This window comes from Klebsiella sp. B345 (genome assembly GCF_051131735.1).
In the GTDB taxonomy this organism is placed as follows: domain Bacteria; phylum Pseudomonadota; class Gammaproteobacteria; order Enterobacterales; family Enterobacteriaceae; genus Klebsiella.
Genome location: NZ_CP180443.1, coordinates 5,276,885 through 5,295,025, shown reverse-complemented (window position 1 = coordinate 5,295,025; position 18,141 = coordinate 5,276,885). Strand labels below are relative to the sequence as shown.

Sequence of the window (18,141 nt, the reverse complement as noted above, 5' to 3'; positions counted from 1 at the left end):
GCCGCCGTTAGTCCGGCTCGACAAACAAAATGCCGTTTTCCGGTGCGAATTGATCGAAGGCTTTCGGTCGGGAATAGTAATAACCCTGGGCGAGGTCACATCCCATCGCTTTGAGCCTGGCCGCCATTTCGGCGGTTTCGACCCCTTCAGCAACCAGAGGAACTTCGAAGCTTTGCGCCAGCATCAGCACGGATGCGATCACCGCCTCACTCTTCTTGTCGTCGAGCACATTTTTCACGAACCCGCGATCGATTTTCAGGCAGTCAAACGGCAATGAGTGCAGGTAAGAGAGACTGGAATAACCTGAGCCAAAATCATCAATAGCCACCGACACGCCCAGACGGCGCAAATAGGCGAGGATTTTCACCACCCGGTGGGTGTCATGCAGCAGGACGCTCTCGGTAATTTCGATACAAATATTGCTGTTCATCAGTTCATAGCGCTGGATGGCAGCCAGTAAATGGGTCGAGAAATCGGACTGTTGTAGCTGCACCGCAGAAATATTCACATGCAGTTTAAAGTCTTGCGGGGCGCCATTGGCGATAAATGCCGCCAGCTCGCGACAGGCGGTTTCCACGATCCACTTGCCCAGCGGCACAATCATGCCGGTATGCTCGGCCAGGCCAATAAATTTATCCGGCGGTACAAACCCCAGCACGTTAGACTGCCAGCGGATCAGGCATTCGCCCTCTTTGCAGTGGCTGCCTTCTTCAAACGAGACGATAGGCTGTAATACCAGGTGGAAACCTTCGCTTTGCAGGTCATCGCACAGCGCCTGGTGCAGACGAAGGTTGTTCACTTCTTCTTCGCGCATTTGTGAGGTGAACAGTTCGCTGGCTCCGCTGCGTTGGAGTTGAGCATGTTGCAAAGCAATGCTGACGTTCATCAGGCATTCGCTGATGTTCTCCTGCGACAGCGTGTCCTGAACCATCCCGATGTGGCCGGTGAAAATATGCGCATCACCAGATGCTTCCGTTGTCGCCAGGCGGAAAATGGAGGAGAGCAATGAGCTATAGTAGGCCACGTCTTTGCTTTCATAGGTGCCGGCAAAAACGATGATAAACAGATCTTCACGATCGCGGCAGCACAGCGCCCCTTCCGGCAGGATCTCGCGGATGCGCAGGGCAAACTGACGAATAAACTGGCGCGCCAGCTCATTGCCCAGCACGTTCTTCACCGAGTTATAGTTACTGACATGCACCATCGCTAGCAGGTTGCGGTTGTCATACAGCGACTCGGTCAGCAGCAAGCCGTTGCGGTTCAAAAACCCGGTTTCCGGATCTTCTTCTAACTTCTTACGCTTGTTTTCGAAGTTCCCAGGCAGGGTCTGCGAAACGGTATCCAGCGCCTCATCCAGATTGGCGATTTCCGGGAACAGACGTTTAGGTTGTTTGGTCCACGGCATCAGGCCAGGACGCACTTTATCCGCCACCTCTTTCAGCGTGCCGGTGAAGTGAGAAATTATCAGCGCCAGAATGACCATCAGCGCAAAGATGAACAGCATATTGCTGAAAGTCATCATCAGCCGCTGCTGGTTCATCGCGGAATTCTCCTGCTTATAAGGCGCGATCATTAGCGCCTTCCACTTCAATGCACGATCGCGGTCCTGGACATCAAAGACGGTGGCCAGATACTCACGGCCATCAATCTTAAAGGTAGTGACATTCTGTGGACGACTGTTCTTCAGGATCTCGTGAATTACCGCCTGGCTTTGTTGCAGCGCCGCAGTGACGCCCGAGGAGGCGACGATATGGTTGCTTTCATCGCTTATCAACAGCGCTGAGCGGGTGCCCGGAAGAATACTTTGCAGATATCCTTTCATATCAGCAGGCATCGTCCCGCTGGAGATCAGACCGCGAAACATCCCCTGCTTATTGAAAACAGGCTGATGATAGATGATGGTCGGGCTCCCTGAGAGACGCTCGATACTCCAGAAAGGTTGATTTTTTTGTAGCGCATTCACAAACCACGGCTGCCTGGTAAGGTCAAAATGTTCGTTAACTTTGACAATCGTCGAATCTTTGGTAATACCGCTGTAGCTCACCAGACGCTGCGGTTCGTTGGCCAGCGTGCGTTGTAGATAAATTTTGTTGCTGTGATCGTTTCGCACCACGGAATAGTAGCGGCCGCTGGTTTCAGCCCAGGAAAGGCTTTTGAACGCCGGGGTAGAATTCAGGGCATGAGCGGTTAAATAGACTAACTCTGGCACCAGTTGCTGCTCAGGGATATTGTCGTCACTGCCCTGAATATATTGCTGCAGCAGATTACTAACCTGCAGCGGGCGCTCGAAGAAATCTTCTAGTTTGTGTTGCACCAGTTGGCTATTACTCAGCAGCAATTGCTTACTGACCACCTCTTCCACCTGATGAGACTGATAATTAAATAATCCCGTCAGGCAGACGATAATGATAACCAATAAGATCAGCGAAACCAGAAGTACACTTTTTAATAAAGTGAACGGATACGTTTTATAAGCGGATTTGGTCATAGGACACGTTACGTTAATCATACCCATGCGGGTGAAATCGTTTAATAAATATCACCCCACGATGACGCATCAAGGGCAATCAGAATGAAGCTATCGGCTAGCGAATTCCCAATGCAGACGGTGCACTGGTACGATTGCGCCCCGTTTTTTTCGATTGGTATAAATAGCCATCTGCTTCTGATAGCAGCTTGTCAAAGATATCGACAATATTCTGCCGCATCGCTGTTCCGTAGCTCAGTCCAATACTGACAGTCAGCGAAAGCTTTTTACTGTCCCATTCGACTTCCATCTCCTCAACAGCCTGACGGATCTCTTCCGCCAGCTGTAAACCCGCGTCACCGGGCTTGCCGGCCATAATGACCGCAAACTCTTCTCCTCCCAGACGGGCGACAATACCGAGCTTACCAACGACGCTCTTCACTCGACCCGCAAAGGCAGTTAGTACGCGATCGCCGCAGTCATGCCCCCAGGTATCGTTAATATGCTTGAAATGGTCGATATCAAGAATCAACACGTTAAGCGCGGTAGTATGGCCATTATCATCCAACTCTTTTAACCGTTCATAGAGGCCAAATCGTGAATAGACCCGGGTCAAATAGTCATACCTGACCTGATGCGAGAGCTGTTTGACCAGGGCATTTATCGCCTCAACGCTGACTGCCACAATCAGCGGGCTAAGCGCAATGGCTGCGATACCTAAACGCGCCGAAATGATCGGCGGGATTTGCCCCATCAGATGCAGCCCGCTGACCTTTTGGTTTACCATCAGTACTTCAACAACGCCGGCCAGCAAGGTCAAGACACAGGTAGTCGGCAGCGAGTAGACAATCGCGCACCAGATTAATGCCGGCAGAATCATCGACAACGTCCCCATACTTTCCAGGGTACCGGTGGTGATCGAAACCGCCAACGACAGCCCCAGCAGGACCAAGGGTAACGGTCGACTTAGCGTTATACGTCGCGGTGTGCGTTCTGCTCTGCGAATTAGGATGACCGGTAATACCAGCACGCTGGTGGTGAACTCTTCACTCAGCCAGGCCGGATAGATTTGCCAGAAATCACTCTGATGCAGCAGCGCGTAAAAATAGCTGCCCGGAATGGCACACAGTATTCCGGTCAATAAACAATAACTGTACAGCCGAAATATGGTTATTTTTAAATGAGGTTCAGCGGGCTGGCGTTCTTTTAATATAAGCCCGCTTAATATCGCCACAAAAGCAATATCAGACATGTTCATCAGAATGCCGATCAGATTATAGTGATCAAGCACCAAGCCAGAAAATAAAACCGCAAGGACAAAAATAGTATAATAGTAGGGCTGACGCAGAGACCGGTGACGAATAAATAGTCCTGCCAGCACTGCATTCATTGGCCAGAATAGTGCCGTGCCGTGATGGCCAATAAATTTCCCAACGGCATACAGCGCCACCGTCAGACTAAAAAGGACAACGGTGTTCAACAGGGGGTTATCCTTCTTAAAACCATCAGAAGGATAAATTGTTAGCTTATGCATAATATTAAGATTCTATTAAAGCGCTGTCTTCAGCAGACATCGTAAGCGCAATAATAGTAGCGAGATTAAAAAACAGCCGCAATGAAAAAGTTATCTTAAAATAAACAATGGTGGGGACAGAATACCGGGCGGTCAGAAATATGCCGCCCGGTGAGGATATTTACTGGAACGGTTTTACATCGCCCACACCTTCACGCAGTACCACCGGCGCATCTTCGGTCAGATCGATAACGGTCGTCGGCTGTTGCCCAAGATAGCCTCCGTGAATAATCAAATCTACCAGCTTCTCCAGTCGGTCTTTGATCTCTTCCGGATCGGACTCGGTGAATTCGCTGCCGGGCAGCATCAGCGAGGTCGACAACATGGGTTCGCCAAGCGTCTCCAGCAGCGCCTGGGCTATCGGGTTTGACGGCACACGCATCCCGATGGTCTTACGTTTTTCCTGCAACAGACGGCGCGGTACCTCTTTGGTCCCTTTGAGGATAAACGTGTAGTTGCCCGGCGTGTTGTTTTTAATCAGTCGGAAGGCCACGTTATCGACAAACGCGTAGGTCGACAGCTCAGACAGATCGCGACACATCAAAGTGAAATTGTGGCCATCCGGCAGCTGACGAATACGGCAAATACGCTCCATGGCGCCTTTATCTTCGATCTTACACCCCAGCGCGTAACCGGAATCTGTGGGATAGACAATCACCCCACCCTTACGCACAATTTCCACCGCCTGGTTAATCAACCGAGCCTGCGGGTTGTCCGGATGAATATAAAAAAACTGGCTCATATTTCCCTCTCAATTTTATTCTGCGGCCGTTTCCCAACTGTGCCAGATCCCTTCTACGCCCGCGGGTAGCCAGAGCTTGCGTCCCAGCTCAATCCACGGGCAAGGCTGATGAAAATCAGAGCCTTGCGAACCCAGCAGACCAAACTGTGCGGCGTACGCGGCAAGCTGCGTACGTTCATGGGGCGCCTGCTGACATTGCGCCAGCTCCATCGCATCGCCACCCTGCTCACTGAAGTGGGCCAACAGCCGTTTCAGCCACTTGGCGGAGAGGTCGTAACGCCCGGGATGGGCGATAACCGCTTTGCCGCCAGAATGATGAATGACATCAATCGCTTGTTTTATTGTACACCACTGCGGGGGAACGTAACCGGTTTTCCCGCGTGCGAGATATTTTTTGAAAACATCGGCAATATTACTGGCGTGTCCCGCTTCGACCAGGAAACGCGCAAAATGCCCGCGGGTAACCGCCCCACCATCAGCAAGGGCGAGCGCCCCTTCCCAGGCTCCGGGGATCCGTGCCTTATCGAGCCGTTCGGCGATTAGCTGCGCCCGCAGCATACGGCGGGCTTTCTGTTCCTCTAAGAGGCTGGTCATCGCCGGATGGGCAATATCAATGTTCAGGCCCACGATGTGAATTTCATGGTTTTCCCACAGGGTGGAAATCTCGACGCCGGTCACCAGCGTCAGCGGCAGGCCGGCACGGGTAATTTCGGCCTGGGCTGCGGGGATCGCCGCTACGGTATCGTGGTCGGTGATCGCCAGCGTCCCGACCCGCATCTGGTGCGCGCGATGAACCAGTTCTTCTGGAGTCAACCGCCCGTCAGAGGCGGTGGTATGGCTGTGCAGATCGTAAATCACTGCGTATTGACTGTCGCTCAAAGAGACTCCTGCTGGACATAGACTTAAATTAGCGCATTATCATACCGACTCGCGGAGAAAATCTGCAAACAAGGGTTGACTTTATTCCTCTGGACTAGTTAACTAGTACGCAAGTTCACATGAAGGGGTATCACGATGAAAACGCACTCTATCACTCTGCACGGCTGGTGGCGCACCTCCTGATATCGGGCGGCGTAATCGCGTTTTGCACTCAGCATACAGATACCCAGCCCGCCAATGAGCGGGCTTTTTATTGGACAGAATATTATACCGAAAGGCGAGAATAATAATGCAAACCACAAAACCGGCACTCGAGCTTCTCACCAGCGACGCCATCTACCGCGAAAACCCAACGGCGTTATTCCACCAGCTGTGCGGCGCGCGTCCCGCCACGCTGCTGCTGGAATCTGCAGACATTGATAGTAAAGATGATTTAAAGAGCCTGCTGCTGGTTGACAGCGCGCTGCGCATCACCGCATTAAGTGACACCGTCACTATTCAGGCGCTCTCCGCCAACGGCGCGGCCCTGCTGGACTTACTGGATAACGCCCTTCCCGCAGGCATCGACAATCAGCGTCAGCCGAACAGCAGAATCCTGACCTTTCCACCGATCAGCGCCCTGCTGGATGAAGACGCGCGCCTGTGTTCTTTATCGGTCTTCGACGCCTTCCGCCTGTTGCAGGAGCTGGTGACCGTTCCGCAAGCAGAGCGCGAAGCGATGTTCTTCGGCGGCCTGTTTGCCTATGACCTGGTGGCCGGGTTTGAAAACCTGCCGCCGCTGGAGAGCGATACCGCCTGCCCGGATTACTGCTTCTACCTGGCGGAAACCCTGCTGGTTATCGATCACCAGACCAAAAACACCCGTATTCAATCCAGCCTGTTCACCCCGCTGGAGAGTGAAAAACAGCGCCTGACACAGCGCATTGCCCAACTGCGCCAGCAGCTTAACGAGCCGCCTGCGCCGCTGCCGGTCACGAAAGTCGAAACGATGACCTGCGACTGCGATCAGACCGACGAGGAGTACGGTGCGGTGGTGCGCAAAATGCAACGCGCCATCCGTGCCGGTGAGATTTTCCAGGTAGTGCCATCACGCCGCTTCTCACTGCCCTGCCCGTCGGCGCTGGCGGCCTATGATGTGTTGAAAAAGAGCAACCCTAGCCCGTATATGTTCTTTATGCAGGATAATGACTTCTCGCTGTTTGGCGCTTCGCCGGAAAGCTCGCTGAAGTATGACGCGCTGAGCCGCCAGATTGAAATCTATCCGATTGCCGGTACCCGCCCGCGTGGTCGTCGTGCCGACGGGTCGCTGGACCGCGATCTCGACAGCCGTATCGAACTGGAAATGCGTACCGACCAAAAAGAGATGTCCGAGCACCTGATGCTGGTCGACCTGGCACGTAACGATCTGGCGCGCATTTGTACGCCGGGCAGCCGCTACGTCGCCGACCTCACCAAAGTTGACCGCTACTCCTTCGTCATGCACCTGGTTTCCCGGGTGGTCGGTGAACTGCGTAGCGACCTTGATGTCCTGCACGCCTACCGCGCCTGTATGAATATGGGCACCCTTAGCGGAGCACCAAAGGTGCGCGCCATGCAGCTCATCGCCGCTGCCGAAGGTAAGCGTCGCGGCAGCTACGGTGGCGCCGTCGGCTACTTTACCGCCCACGGTGACCTCGATACCTGCATCGTCATTCGCTCTGCCTATGTCCAGGATGGCATCGCCACCGTTCAGGCCGGTGCCGGTATCGTTCTGGATTCCGTGCCTCAGTCCGAAGCGGATGAAACCCGCAATAAAGCTCGCGCGGTGCTGCGCGCAATCGCCCAGGCCCACCACGCTAAGGAGACTTTCTGATGGCCGACATTCTGCTGCTCGATAATATCGATTCTTTTACCTATAACCTGGCAGACCAGCTGCGCGCTAACGGCCATAACGTAGTGATTTACCGTAACTCCGTCCCGGCTCAGACCTTGATTGAGCGTATCGGCACCATGGACAACCCGGTACTGATGCTCTCCCCAGGCCCTGGCACTCCCAGCGAAGCAGGCTGCATGCCTGAGCTGCTGACCCGGATGCGCGGCAAGCTGCCGATCATCGGTATCTGCCTCGGCCACCAGGCGATTGTCGAAGCCTACGGCGGTTATGTGGGCCAGGCCGGCGAGATCCTGCACGGTAAAGCCTCCAGCATTGAACATGACGGTCAGGCGATGTTTGCCGGACTGAGCAATCCGCTGCCGGTTGCCCGCTACCACTCACTGGTCGGCAGCAATATTCCGGCCGGGCTGACCATTAACGCCAACTTTAACGGCATGGTGATGGCGGTACGACATGATGCGGATCGCGTCTGCGGCTTCCAGTTCCATCCGGAGTCTATTCTCACCACCCAGGGCGCGCGCCTGCTAGAACAAACGCTGGCATGGGCGCTGCAGAAGCTGGAGCAAACCAACACCATCCAGCCAATTCTGGAAAAGCTGTATCAGGCCGAAACCCTCAGCCAGCAGGAGAGTCATCAGCTGTTCTCCGCGGTTGTGCGCGGTGAAGTCAAGCCCGAGCAGCTGGCTGCCGCGCTGGTGAGCATGAAAGTGCGTGGCGAGCAGCCGCAGGAGATTGCCGGTGCCGCCACCGCGCTGCTGGAAAATGCCGCGCCGTTCCCGCGCCCGGATTACCTGTTTGCCGATATCGTCGGCACCGGCGGCGACGGCAGCAACAGCATCAATATTTCCACCGCCAGCGCCTTTGTTGCCGCGGCCTGTGGCCTGAAGGTGGCGAAACACGGTAACCGTAGCGTCTCCAGCAAATCGGGGTCTTCCGACCTGCTGGCCGCCTTCGGTATTAATCTGGACATGAATGCCGATAAATCCCGCGCCGCGCTGGATGAACTGGGGGTCTGCTTCCTGTTCGCACCGAAGTATCACACCGGTTTCCGCCACGCGATGCCGGTCCGTCAGCAGTTGAAAACCCGCACGCTGTTTAACGTGCTCGGGCCATTGATTAACCCGGCGCATCCGCCGCTGGCGCTGATTGGCGTCTACAGCCCGGAACTGGTGCTGCCAATTGCCGAAACCCTGCGGGTGCTCGGTTATCAACGCGCGGCGGTGGTGCATAGCGGCGGAATGGATGAAGTGTCGTTGCATGCGCCGACGGTGGTTGCCGAGCTGCACAACGGTGAAATCAAAAGCTATCAGCTGACGGCAACGGACTTCGGTCTGACCCCTTACCATCAGGAGCAGCTGGCCGGCGGCACGCCGGAAGAAAACCGTGACATTCTTACGCGCTTGCTACAAGGTAAAGGTGAAGCCGCTCATGAAGCCGCTGTCGCCGCCAACGTCGCGATGCTGATGCGTTTACACGGGCATGAAGACCTGAAAGCCAACGCTGAGCAGGTGATCAACGTGCTGCGCAGCGGAGCGGCCTATGACAGAGTGACCGCATTAGCGGCAAGAGGGTAAATAATGCAGACCGTTTTAGCAAAAATCGTTGCCGACAAAGCGATTTGGGTAGAAGCCCGCAAACAACAGCAACCGTTAGCCAGTTTTCTGAATGAGGTCGTCCCGACACAGCGCCACTTTTACGATGCGCTTGCCGGAACCCGCACCGCGTTTATTCTGGAATGCAAAAAAGCGTCTCCGTCGAAAGGACTGATTCGCCAGGATTTTGACCCGGCAACTATCGCCGGCGTCTATAAAAACTACGCCTCAGCCATCTCCGTACTGTGTGATGAGAAATATTTCCAGGGCAGCTTCGACTTTCTGCCGATCGTCAGCGCCATCGCGCCACAGCCGATACTGTGCAAGGATTTCACCATCGATCCTTACCAGATTTATCTGGCGCGTTACTACCAGGCCGATGCCTGTCTGCTGATGCTGTCGGTGCTGGATGACGAACAGTATCGTCAACTGGCCGCCGTCGCCCACAGCCTGAATATGGGCGTGCTGACCGAAGTCAGCAATGAAGAAGAGCTGGAGCGCGCAATTGCGCTGGAAGCCAAAGTGGTCGGAATTAACAACCGCGACCTGCGCGATATGTCGATTGACCTGAACCGCACCCGTCAGCTGGCACCACGTCTGGGCCATGATGTCACGGTGATCAGCGAATCCGGCATTCATACCTACGCCGAAGTGCGTGAGCTCAGCCATTTTGCCAACGGCTTCCTGATCGGCTCCGCGCTGATGGAACATGCCGACCTCGATGGCGCCGTGAAGCGCGTACTGCTCGGCGAAAACAAAGTCTGTGGCCTGACCCGCCCGCAGGATGCGCAGATTGCCTGCGAATCCGGTGCGATTTATGGCGGACTGATCTTCGTCCCAACCTCGCCGCGCGTGGTCAACGAAACCCAGGCAAAAGAGATTATCCAGGCGGCTCCGCTGCGCTACGTTGGCGTGTTCCGCGACGCACCGGTCGCCGAAGTAGCAGCACGGGCAGAGCATCTGCAACTGGCCGCCATTCAACTGCATGGCAATGAAGATCAGGCCTATATCGACGCCCTGCGCGCGGCGCTGGCGGATAGCGTTGAGATCTGGAAAGCCCTGAGCGTCAGCGACACGCTGCCGCCGCGCGATCTCAACCACGTCGACAAGTATCTTTTCGATAATGGCCAGGGCGGTAGCGGTCAGCGTTTCGACTGGACACTGCTGCAAGGCCAGGACCTGCGTAACGTCATACTGGCGGGCGGTCTGGGTGCCGATAACTGTGTAGACGCCGCCAAAAGCGGTTGTGCCGGACTCGATTTTAATTCAGGCGTTGAGTCGCAGCCGGGGATTAAAGATGCCAGCAAGCTGGCCTCGGTTTTCCAGACGCTGCGCGCATATTAAGGAGCAATGCAATAATGAGTACTTTACTGAACCCCTATTTTGGTGAATTCGGCGGTATGTACGTCCCGCAGATCCTGATGCCTGCCCTGCGCCAGCTGGAAGAAGCGTTCGTCAGCGCGCAGAAAGATCCTGCATTTCAGGCCGAATTTAGCGATCTGCTAAAAAACTACGCCGGTCGCCCGACTGCGCTGACCAAATGCCGTAACCTGACCGAAGGGACCCGCACCACGCTGTATCTCAAGCGTGAAGACCTGCTGCACGGCGGCGCGCATAAAACCAACCAGGTCCTGGGTCAGGCGCTGCTGGCTAAGCGCATGGGTAAAACCGAAATTATCGCCGAAACCGGCGCCGGTCAGCACGGCGTGGCCTCAGCACTCGCCAGCGCCCTGCTCGGCCTGAAATGCCGCATCTACATGGGGGCAAAAGACGTTGAGCGTCAGTCGCCGAACGTCTTCCGTATGCGCTTAATGGGTGCAGAGGTGATTCCGGTGCACAGCGGTTCCGCCACTCTGAAAGATGCCTGTAACGAAGCGCTGCGCGACTGGTCTGGCAGCTACGAAACCGCGCACTACATGCTCGGCACTGCGGCTGGCCCGCACCCGTTCCCGACCATCGTACGTGAGTTCCAGCGGATGATTGGCGAAGAGACCAAAGCGCAAATTCTGGAGAAAGAAGGACGCCTGCCAGATGCAGTTATCGCCTGCGTCGGCGGTGGTTCCAACGCCATCGGTATGTTTGCTGACTTTATCGACGAAACCAACGTTGGACTGATCGGCGTCGAGCCTGCTGGTCACGGGATTGAAACCGGGGAACACGGCGCACCGCTGAAACACGGCCGCGTCGGAATCTATTTCGGCATGAAATCGCCGATGATGCAGACCGCTGACGGCCAGATTGAAGAGTCCTACTCCATTTCGGCCGGTCTCGATTTCCCGTCTGTTGGCCCGCAACACGCTTTCCTCAACAGCACCGGGCGTGCCGATTACGTCTCGATCACCGATAACGAAGCGCTGGACGCCTTTAAAGCGCTTTCCCGTCATGAAGGGATTATTCCGGCCCTGGAGTCCTCCCACGCGCTGGCCCATGCGTTGAAAATGATGCGCGAGAACCCGGAAAAAGAGCAGCTGCTGGTGGTTAACCTGTCCGGTCGCGGCGATAAAGACATCTTCACCGTACACGACATTCTGAAAGCGCGAGGGGAAATCTGATGGAACGTTATGAGACGCTGTTTGCACAACTGAAAAGCCGCCAGGAAGGCGCGTTTGTTCCCTTCGTCACCCTCGGCGACCCGAATCCGGAACTGTCGTTAAAAATCATTGATACGCTGATTGAAGCCGGCGCCGATGCGCTGGAGTTGGGGATCCCCTTCTCCGACCCGCTGGCGGACGGTCCGACCATTCAGGGAGCAACCCTGCGTGCCTTTGCCGCCGGTGTCAACCCGGCGCAGTGTTTTGAGATGCTGGCGGCAATTCGCCAGAAGCACCCGACGATCCCGATTGGCCTGCTGATGTACGCTAATCTGGTGTTCAGCCCAGGGATCGACGCGTTCTACGCCGAATGCCAGCGGGTTGGCGTCGATTCGGTGCTGGTCGCCGACGTTCCTATTGAAGAATCCGCGCCTTTCCGTCAGGCCGCGCTGCGCCATAACATCGCGCCGATCTTCATCTGCCCGCCGAACGCCGATGACGAACTGCTGCGCCAGATCGCCTCCTGGGGACGCGGCTATACCTACCTGCTGTCGCGTGCCGGGGTTACCGGGGCGGAAAACCGCGCCGCGCTGCCGCTGCACCATCTGGTGGCGAAACTGGCCGAGTACAACGCCGCGCCGCCGCTGCAGGGCTTTGGTATCTCCGCGCCGGATCAGGTCACTGCCGCGCTTGACGCCGGCGCCGCCGGGGCCATTTCCGGCTCGGCGATCGTCAAAATCATCGAGCGCAACCTGAACGACCCGCAGACCATGCTGGCCGAGCTGAAAACCTTCGTCCAGAGCCTGAAAGCTGCCACCAAAGCGGCATAACGGCACCCGCCGCCTGGCACCACGCCAGGCGGTTATTTTCGCTGCAGGCTATCGGCATATTTTCGCGTCAGGCGAAATAACGCCCGCACATCCGCTTCATCCCACCCCGCCAGTACCTGATTCATCAGCCGCGTTCTGGCTACCGCAATTCGTTCAATCAACGCCATGCCCTGCTCGCTCAGCGTCACTTCACTAATCCGTCGGTCGTTGGCATTCGGCTGCTTTATCGCCAGCCCCTGCGCTTCCAGTTTTTTCAGCTGGCGGCTGACGGTGGTGTAATCGCGTCCCAGGCCATCCGCCAGTTCCACCACCCCCACCGGCCCGTAGCGGCTTATAGCCACCAGCAGCGGAAACAGCACGTGATCGAGCTGGACATCTGCCACCTGCAGCAGTTGCTCATCGCGCACCGGTTGATTCATCACGTTGATGATGTCGAGCAGCGCGCCGTGGAAATTGGTAATGTCGTAATTATTATGTGCATCTTGCATGTATTCGTTAACCGGGTATAGTGACGTTATCTGATATGTGCATTTTACACATAATAATCTTCAGGAGATAACATTATGAAAGCCGCCGTTGTTTTTGATCTGCAACAAGGGCCCGTATGGGCCGATTTTAACGATCCTCAGGCCGATGCGCGGCATGCGCTGGTCAAGGTGAACGCCGCCGCCATCAGCCACGTGGTGAAGAGCCGTGCCAACGGCAAGCACTACAGTTATGACGGCCAGCTGCCGTTTGTCGTCGGTATCGATGGCGCCGGAACCCTTACCGACGGGCAGCGCGTCTACTTCGCCTTCCCGACAGCCCCGTGGGGGAGTATGGCGCAATGGGCCCCGGTCGCACTCAGGCATTGCCTGCCGTTGCCGGACGCGCTGGATGATGTTACCGCCGCCGCCATGGCGAATCCCGGCATGTCGGCCTGGGCCGCGCTGGTGAAGCGTGCCGGGATGGTCGCCGGAGAGACGGTATTAATTAACGGCGCCACCGGCAGCGCCGGGCAGCTGGCGGTACAAATTGCCCGTTTTCTGGGGGCTAAAAAGATCATCGCCACCGGTCGCAACGCGCAGGCGCTGGCCGCTCTTGACGCCGATGTCTGCATCAACCTGACGGAGGATGAACCGACGCTGCGCGCCCGATTTAGCGAGCAGGCGGCACAGCAGATTGACGTGGTGGTGGATTATTTATGGGGACACAGCGCCGAAATCATGTTGCCCGCGCTGGCAAAACACAGCCCGGGCCACGCGCCGGTGCGCTATGTTCAGGTCGGTTCCCTTGCCGGTAGCGATATTGCGCTCAACGGCGCGGTGCTGCGCTCCGCGCCGTTGCAGCTGATGGGCAGCGGTATTGGCAGCCTGCCGATGCCTCAGCTGCTTGCCGCCACCGGCGAAATGTTACAGGCCGCCGTCGCAGGAGGTTTTACCATCGCCACCACCCCGCTGCCGCTAGCCGATGTGGCCAGCGCCTGGCCGCAAGATAACAGTCAGAAACGCACCGTTTTTATGATCGATTAAAAAAATCGCTTCCGCACAAAAGTTGGGGTTGATATCTTAGATGAGAACTATTATCTTTCTCATTACCGAATAGTTGAGCAAAACACTCAGGTATTCGGTACGACATTGCTCACATTGCTTCCAGTATTTTTCGCCCGCACTTGTGCGGGCTTTTTTTTGGCCTCATGCCGCCTGCTGTCTAAGCCGGACGTGCCCCGTAGCTCAGGAACAGCAAAGCTGGTCATACTGCAACCAGCTTCACTCAGACAGCGCAGACGCGTTTAGAACCGGTAACCCGCGGAGAACATAAACACCCACGGATCCAGACGAGTACTGACTTTCTGGTCCACGCCGCCGGCTTTGAATTTCACATCGGTGTCGATATCCATGTACCACACCGACATGTTCAGCAGCCAGTCACGGTTAATCAGATAGTCCAGCCCCACCTGGCCTGCCGCGCCCCAGGAATCCTTCAGGCTCAGATCCGACAGCCCGGCGTCTTTGCCGGTATCGTTAAAATCTTCATTAAAGAAGGTGGTGTAGTTGATGCCGGCACCGATATAGGGACGGACTTTGCTCTGCGCGTCGCCGAAATACCATTGGGCCATTAACGTTGGCGGGAGCAAATTGACGGTGGCGATGTTGCCCGTCGGGCCAGTGCCGACTTTATGGCGGAACGGCGTGGCGGCCAGCAGTTCAACGCCAATGTTGTCCGTTGCCATGTAGGTGAAGGTTAACCCCAACTGCGTATTATTGTTGACGTTGAACCCGCCCAGACTCCCCAACACGTTATCCGAGCCTTCCGTCGGGCGAACGGTCGCCGTACCCGCACGAATAAAGAACTCTCCAGCTTCATGCGCCCAGACGCTGCCAGAAAGGGTACTTAAAATAATGCCAGCCACTGCTAATTTTTTCATATCCACTTCCTCATTATGGTTATTTCGCGGTGAATATACCCATAATGAGTTATGTTTGATCCAACATAGATCACACTAAGTCATGAGATGTAACATTTATTGATCCAGATTAATTTTCTGTAAATGACTGTAATTGAATCATGATCGATTACATCAGTTTTAACCCTGATGCGCTAATACTGGCGACTTACTCCCCGAACAGCCGTGAAAAACGGTGTCCGCGAGTGATTGTTGTCTTCATCCGTCTTTACAAAGATATACTTAGCCTGATGTGAGCAGAGCGTGCTACGCGTAAGGGATTTGCGGTACAATCGCCGGCTAGCTAACACCAGCAATACTCAAGGAGAGTGCATGTCTATCACGGCGAAGTCCGTCTACCGTGACACGGGAAATTTCTTTCGTAATCAGTTCGTCACCATTTTGCTGATTGCCTTGTTGTGCGCATTAATTACGGTAGTCCTTGGCCATGCTTTTTCACCCAGTGAAGAGCAGCTCTCAATACTGAGTGAAGGTGACAATCTGGCGGGTAGCGCCGGGCTGTTTGAACTGGTACAGAACATGACCCCTGAGCAACAGCAGATCCTGCTGCGGGCCTCGGCGGCCTCAACCTTTTCCGGACTGGTCGGGAATGCGATTCTCGCCGGCGGCATGCTGCTGTTGATTCAACTGGTTTCCGCAGGCCAGCGGGTCAGCGCCCTGCGTGCGATTGGCGCTTCTGCGCCGGTCATGCCAAAGCTGCTGCTGCTGATCCTGTTCACCACCTTTGTGGTGCAGATGGGGATGATGCTGGTTCTGGTGCCGGGCGTGCTGCTGGCTATCGTGCTGTCCTTTGCTCCTATCATGCTGGTGCAGGATAAGCTGGGGATCTTCAACGCCATGCGCAGCAGTATTCGTCTGGCGTGGGCCAATTTACGTCTGGTCGCACCGGTGATCCTCGGCTGGCTGCTGGCGAAAACCCTGCTGCTGCTGTTTGCATCGAGCTTCGCGGTACTGACGCCAAACGTCGGCGCGGTAGTCATCAATACGATCAGCAACCTGATTTCTGCCCTGCTGCTGATCTATTTGTTCCGCTTGTATATGCTTATTCGCCACTAAATTTAACCCTGGCCGGTAATCATTCCGGCCATCTATGAACAACGGATCCAATGTATGAAGCAGTTTCTGGATTTTTTACCGCTGGTAGTCTTCTTCGCATTCTACAAGCTCTATGATATCTACGCCGCGACCACCGCGCTGATTGTCGCTACCGCCATCGTGTTGATCTACACCTGGGTACGCTATCGCAAAGTTGAAAAAATGGCGCTGATCACCTTTGTGCTGGTGGCCGTTTTCGGTGGTCTGACGATCTTCTTCCATAACGATGAGTTTATTAAATGGAAGGTCACGGTCATCTATGTGCTGTTCGCCGGTGCGCTGCTGTTCAGCCAGTGGGTGATGAAAAAGCCGCTGATCCAGCGCATGCTGGGTAAAGAACTGACCCTGCCGCAACAGGTGTGGTCGCGCCTGAACCTTGCCTGGGCGCTGTTCTTTATTCTTTGCGGGCTGGCCAATATCTACATCGCGTTCTGGTTACCGCAGAATATCTGGGTCAACTTCAAGGTCTTCGGCCTGACGGCGCTGACGCTGGTCTTCACCCTGCTGAGCGGCGTATATATCTACCGCCACATGCCGCAGGACGATAAGTGAGTGACGTAGAATAAAACCTCACGGTAGCCAATGAGCAGTCCTGGCCTGGTGGGTAAGTAAACTAAACAGCACGCTTTCGTGGCCGTATAGCACGAGGCGTGTTTTTTTTAGCGCAGAAGATAAATAACATTAAATCCCTAAGTTAGATCATAGCCATCCCTCTTTGTTATTTTCCCCTCCTCCGGTTTCGTCCAGGGCAAAAGGTCCCTGTTTATCATCGAGCCCGCCTCCTTCCTGTCACTTCGATAATGGGCCACATCGCCTGGTGTTGTCAGGTTACTGATATACACTAAACACATGATGTGACACGACATGGCAAGGAGAAACAGATGGTAAAGTCCGGCTCTATCTATAAACATGTACCTGTAAATGATCCACAGCTTCTGGAGTTCTCGTCCTTGCTGAGCCCTTCACAAAAACCGGTATTGGTACCGGTTATTGATACGCCAGGCCCGAACGGGAATTCTTACTGGAACGTCGCGGCAGCGATAAAAAAAGTAGGCGGTAAGATGTCATTGGGGTGGGAAATAAATCGCTGGCCAGGCTGTTTTCTCGTGGCCACTCATCATGCCGTGTTGATGTCAGCCGATGGTGAGCTGTTCGATGTCACGGCCAGATCGCCGGTTTCGGACAAACCATTTGCCACCACGTTTCTTCCTGATAACTCCATCACAATTGATATTGATAAATCCCCATCGGTACCATCAAGATTTTTTGTGCTGAACAGTGCCGCAGAAGTGTCATCCTACATACGTACTTATGAAAATCTCAATGCCTCTGAAAAAGCACTTAATGAGTTACTGTATGAATGTGGGTACCGATGCGAAACCAACAAAAACTTAGCTTCTGGAATCAACGAATTAACGCCAAACATCGTCAGTGCCGACCAGAAAAGACTGGCGCAGATTAACGATAAAATCGTTGAGCAGAAATGGATAATGAAAGACAAGATAATGAAATTAATGAAATATTCTGACGCTCTTGCATGACAATATTCCGCTTTCCTCCCTCCTGCTGTACTCCTCCTCAGGAGGGAGCCTTCATGCTCACGACGCAGTCCCACGCACCAGCGGGTCATTCCCCTGTTTTCACTCCGCCATTTTCATAGTAGCATCGCGCTGATCTTCATTGACCAGCACAGAGTACAGAATGACAACAACAGATCTCGCGCCGAAGGGCGAAATGGTTTTACGCACCCTGGCGATGCCGGCGGACACGAACGCCAATGGTGATATTTTTGGTGGTTGGTTGATGTCGCAAATGGATATCGGCGGTGCCATTATGGCCAAGGAGATCGCCCATGGTCGCGTGGTGACCGTGCGCGTGGACGGTATGACCTTTTTACGACCGGTCGCCGTGGGTGACGTGGTGTGCTGTTACGCGCGCTGCGTGAAGCGTGGCAACACCTCTATCACCATCAACATCGAAGTGTGGGTGAAGAAAGTCTCTTCGGAACCGATTGGTCAACGCTATAAAGCTACGGAAGCACTGTTTATCTACGTCGCGGTCGACAACCAAGGTAAACCACGCGCCATTCCTGGCGAGTAACAACAAAAACGGC

At 54.9% G+C, this 18,141-nt stretch carries 16 protein-coding genes and 1 other annotated feature; of the genes, 10 read left to right on the top strand and 6 right to left on the bottom strand.

The features are described from left to right. Nucleotides 1-7 precede the first annotated feature (7 nt). The 4 genes from ACMYSO_RS24910 to rnm all read right to left on the bottom strand — a co-directional run bounded on the left by ACMYSO_RS24910 (nucleotide 8) and on the right by rnm (nucleotide 5,661). On the bottom strand, nucleotides 8-2,488 hold the full coding sequence (locus tag ACMYSO_RS24910) for an EAL domain-containing protein (RefSeq protein WP_434668671.1): 2,481 nt from the start codon (nucleotides 2,486-2,488) through the stop codon (nucleotides 8-10). 97 nt (nucleotides 2,489-2,585) lie between these two features. Further along, nucleotides 2,586-3,917: a diguanylate cyclase gene (locus tag ACMYSO_RS24905; RefSeq protein ID WP_434668670.1), complete on the bottom strand. Its 1,332-nt coding sequence runs from the start codon at nucleotides 3,915-3,917 to the stop codon at nucleotides 2,586-2,588. Nucleotides 3,918-4,161: 244 nt separating this feature from the next. Next, nucleotides 4,162-4,782, bottom strand: a complete 621-nt coding sequence (locus ACMYSO_RS24900; RefSeq protein WP_032695873.1) for an L-threonylcarbamoyladenylate synthase — start codon at nucleotides 4,780-4,782, stop codon at nucleotides 4,162-4,164. Nucleotides 4,783-4,797: 15 nt separating this feature from the next. Then, entirely contained in the window at nucleotides 4,798-5,661 is an 864-nt protein-coding gene (rnm, locus tag ACMYSO_RS24895; RefSeq protein WP_434668669.1) for an RNase RNM, read from the bottom strand. A 159-nt stretch (nucleotides 5,662-5,820) separates the two neighbouring features. Continuing rightward, nucleotides 5,821-5,916 (top strand) — a sequence feature (Trp leader region). Between the two features lie 34 nt (nucleotides 5,917-5,950). Between rnm and ACMYSO_RS24890 the strand changes: the two genes are divergently transcribed. From ACMYSO_RS24890 to trpA, 5 genes are read left to right on the top strand one after another with little or no spacing between them, the layout of a single operon-like run. Next, nucleotides 5,951-7,513 carry an anthranilate synthase component 1 gene (locus tag ACMYSO_RS24890; protein ID WP_434585241.1) on the top strand — a complete coding sequence of 521 codons (1,563 nt, stop codon included), beginning with the start codon at nucleotides 5,951-5,953 and terminating at the stop codon, nucleotides 7,511-7,513. Beyond that, the gene (gene trpD / locus ACMYSO_RS24885; protein ID WP_434668668.1) at nucleotides 7,513-9,108 is read left to right on the top strand and encodes a bifunctional anthranilate synthase glutamate amidotransferase component TrpG/anthranilate phosphoribosyltransferase TrpD; all 1,596 of its coding nucleotides are present in this window, start codon (nucleotides 7,513-7,515) and stop codon (nucleotides 9,106-9,108) included. Before ACMYSO_RS24890 ends, trpD begins: the two co-directional genes overlap by 1 nt. Nucleotides 9,109-9,111: 3 nt before the next feature. Then, nucleotides 9,112-10,470 carry a bifunctional indole-3-glycerol-phosphate synthase TrpC/phosphoribosylanthranilate isomerase TrpF gene (gene trpCF / locus ACMYSO_RS24880; protein ID WP_434668667.1) on the top strand — a complete coding sequence of 453 codons (1,359 nt, stop codon included), beginning with the start codon at nucleotides 9,112-9,114 and terminating at the stop codon, nucleotides 10,468-10,470. A gap of 14 nt (nucleotides 10,471-10,484) precedes the next feature. Then, nucleotides 10,485-11,678, top strand: a complete 1,194-nt coding sequence (trpB, locus tag ACMYSO_RS24875) for a tryptophan synthase subunit beta (protein ID WP_434668666.1) — start codon at nucleotides 10,485-10,487, stop codon at nucleotides 11,676-11,678. Then, on the top strand, nucleotides 11,678-12,487 hold the full coding sequence (gene trpA / locus ACMYSO_RS24870; protein WP_434585250.1) for a tryptophan synthase subunit alpha: 810 nt from the start codon (nucleotides 11,678-11,680) through the stop codon (nucleotides 12,485-12,487). Before trpB ends, trpA begins: the two co-directional genes overlap by 1 nt. Before the next feature lie 32 nt (nucleotides 12,488-12,519). On the opposite strand, the gene ACMYSO_RS24865 is transcribed toward trpA, so the two are convergent. After that, nucleotides 12,520-12,975 (bottom strand): MarR family winged helix-turn-helix transcriptional regulator, encoded by a 456-nt coding sequence (locus tag ACMYSO_RS24865; protein WP_434668665.1) that lies wholly within the window; start codon nucleotides 12,973-12,975, stop codon nucleotides 12,520-12,522. 75 nt (nucleotides 12,976-13,050) lie between these two features. Between ACMYSO_RS24865 and ACMYSO_RS24860 the strand changes: the two genes are divergently transcribed. Next, nucleotides 13,051-13,998, top strand: coding sequence for a quinone oxidoreductase family protein (locus ACMYSO_RS24860; protein WP_434668664.1), 948 nt, complete (start codon nucleotides 13,051-13,053; stop codon nucleotides 13,996-13,998). A gap of 260 nt (nucleotides 13,999-14,258) precedes the next feature. Here the strand turns inward: ACMYSO_RS24860 and ompW are convergent, their stop codons facing one another. Next, the gene (gene ompW / locus ACMYSO_RS24855) at nucleotides 14,259-14,894 is read right to left on the bottom strand and encodes an outer membrane protein OmpW (RefSeq protein WP_123754022.1); all 636 of its coding nucleotides are present in this window, start codon (nucleotides 14,892-14,894) and stop codon (nucleotides 14,259-14,261) included. A gap of 351 nt (nucleotides 14,895-15,245) precedes the next feature. Between ompW and ACMYSO_RS24850 the strand changes: the two genes are divergently transcribed. The 4 genes from ACMYSO_RS24850 to yciA all read left to right on the top strand — a co-directional run bounded on the left by ACMYSO_RS24850 (nucleotide 15,246) and on the right by yciA (nucleotide 18,128). Continuing rightward, complete coding sequence (locus tag ACMYSO_RS24850; protein ID WP_123754021.1) at nucleotides 15,246-15,989, top strand: YciC family protein; 744 nt, start codon at nucleotides 15,246-15,248, stop codon at nucleotides 15,987-15,989. Nucleotides 15,990-16,043: 54 nt separating this feature from the next. Further along, nucleotides 16,044-16,580 carry a septation protein A gene (locus ACMYSO_RS24845; RefSeq protein WP_123754020.1) on the top strand — a complete coding sequence of 179 codons (537 nt, stop codon included), beginning with the start codon at nucleotides 16,044-16,046 and terminating at the stop codon, nucleotides 16,578-16,580. 329 nt (nucleotides 16,581-16,909) lie between these two features. Then, the gene (locus ACMYSO_RS24840) at nucleotides 16,910-17,569 is read left to right on the top strand and encodes a hypothetical protein (protein ID WP_434585257.1); all 660 of its coding nucleotides are present in this window, start codon (nucleotides 16,910-16,912) and stop codon (nucleotides 17,567-17,569) included. 160 nt (nucleotides 17,570-17,729) lie between these two features. After that, nucleotides 17,730-18,128 (top strand): acyl-CoA thioester hydrolase YciA, encoded by a 399-nt coding sequence (gene yciA / locus ACMYSO_RS24835; RefSeq protein WP_095096945.1) that lies wholly within the window; start codon nucleotides 17,730-17,732, stop codon nucleotides 18,126-18,128. Nucleotides 18,129-18,141 lie beyond the last annotated feature (13 nt).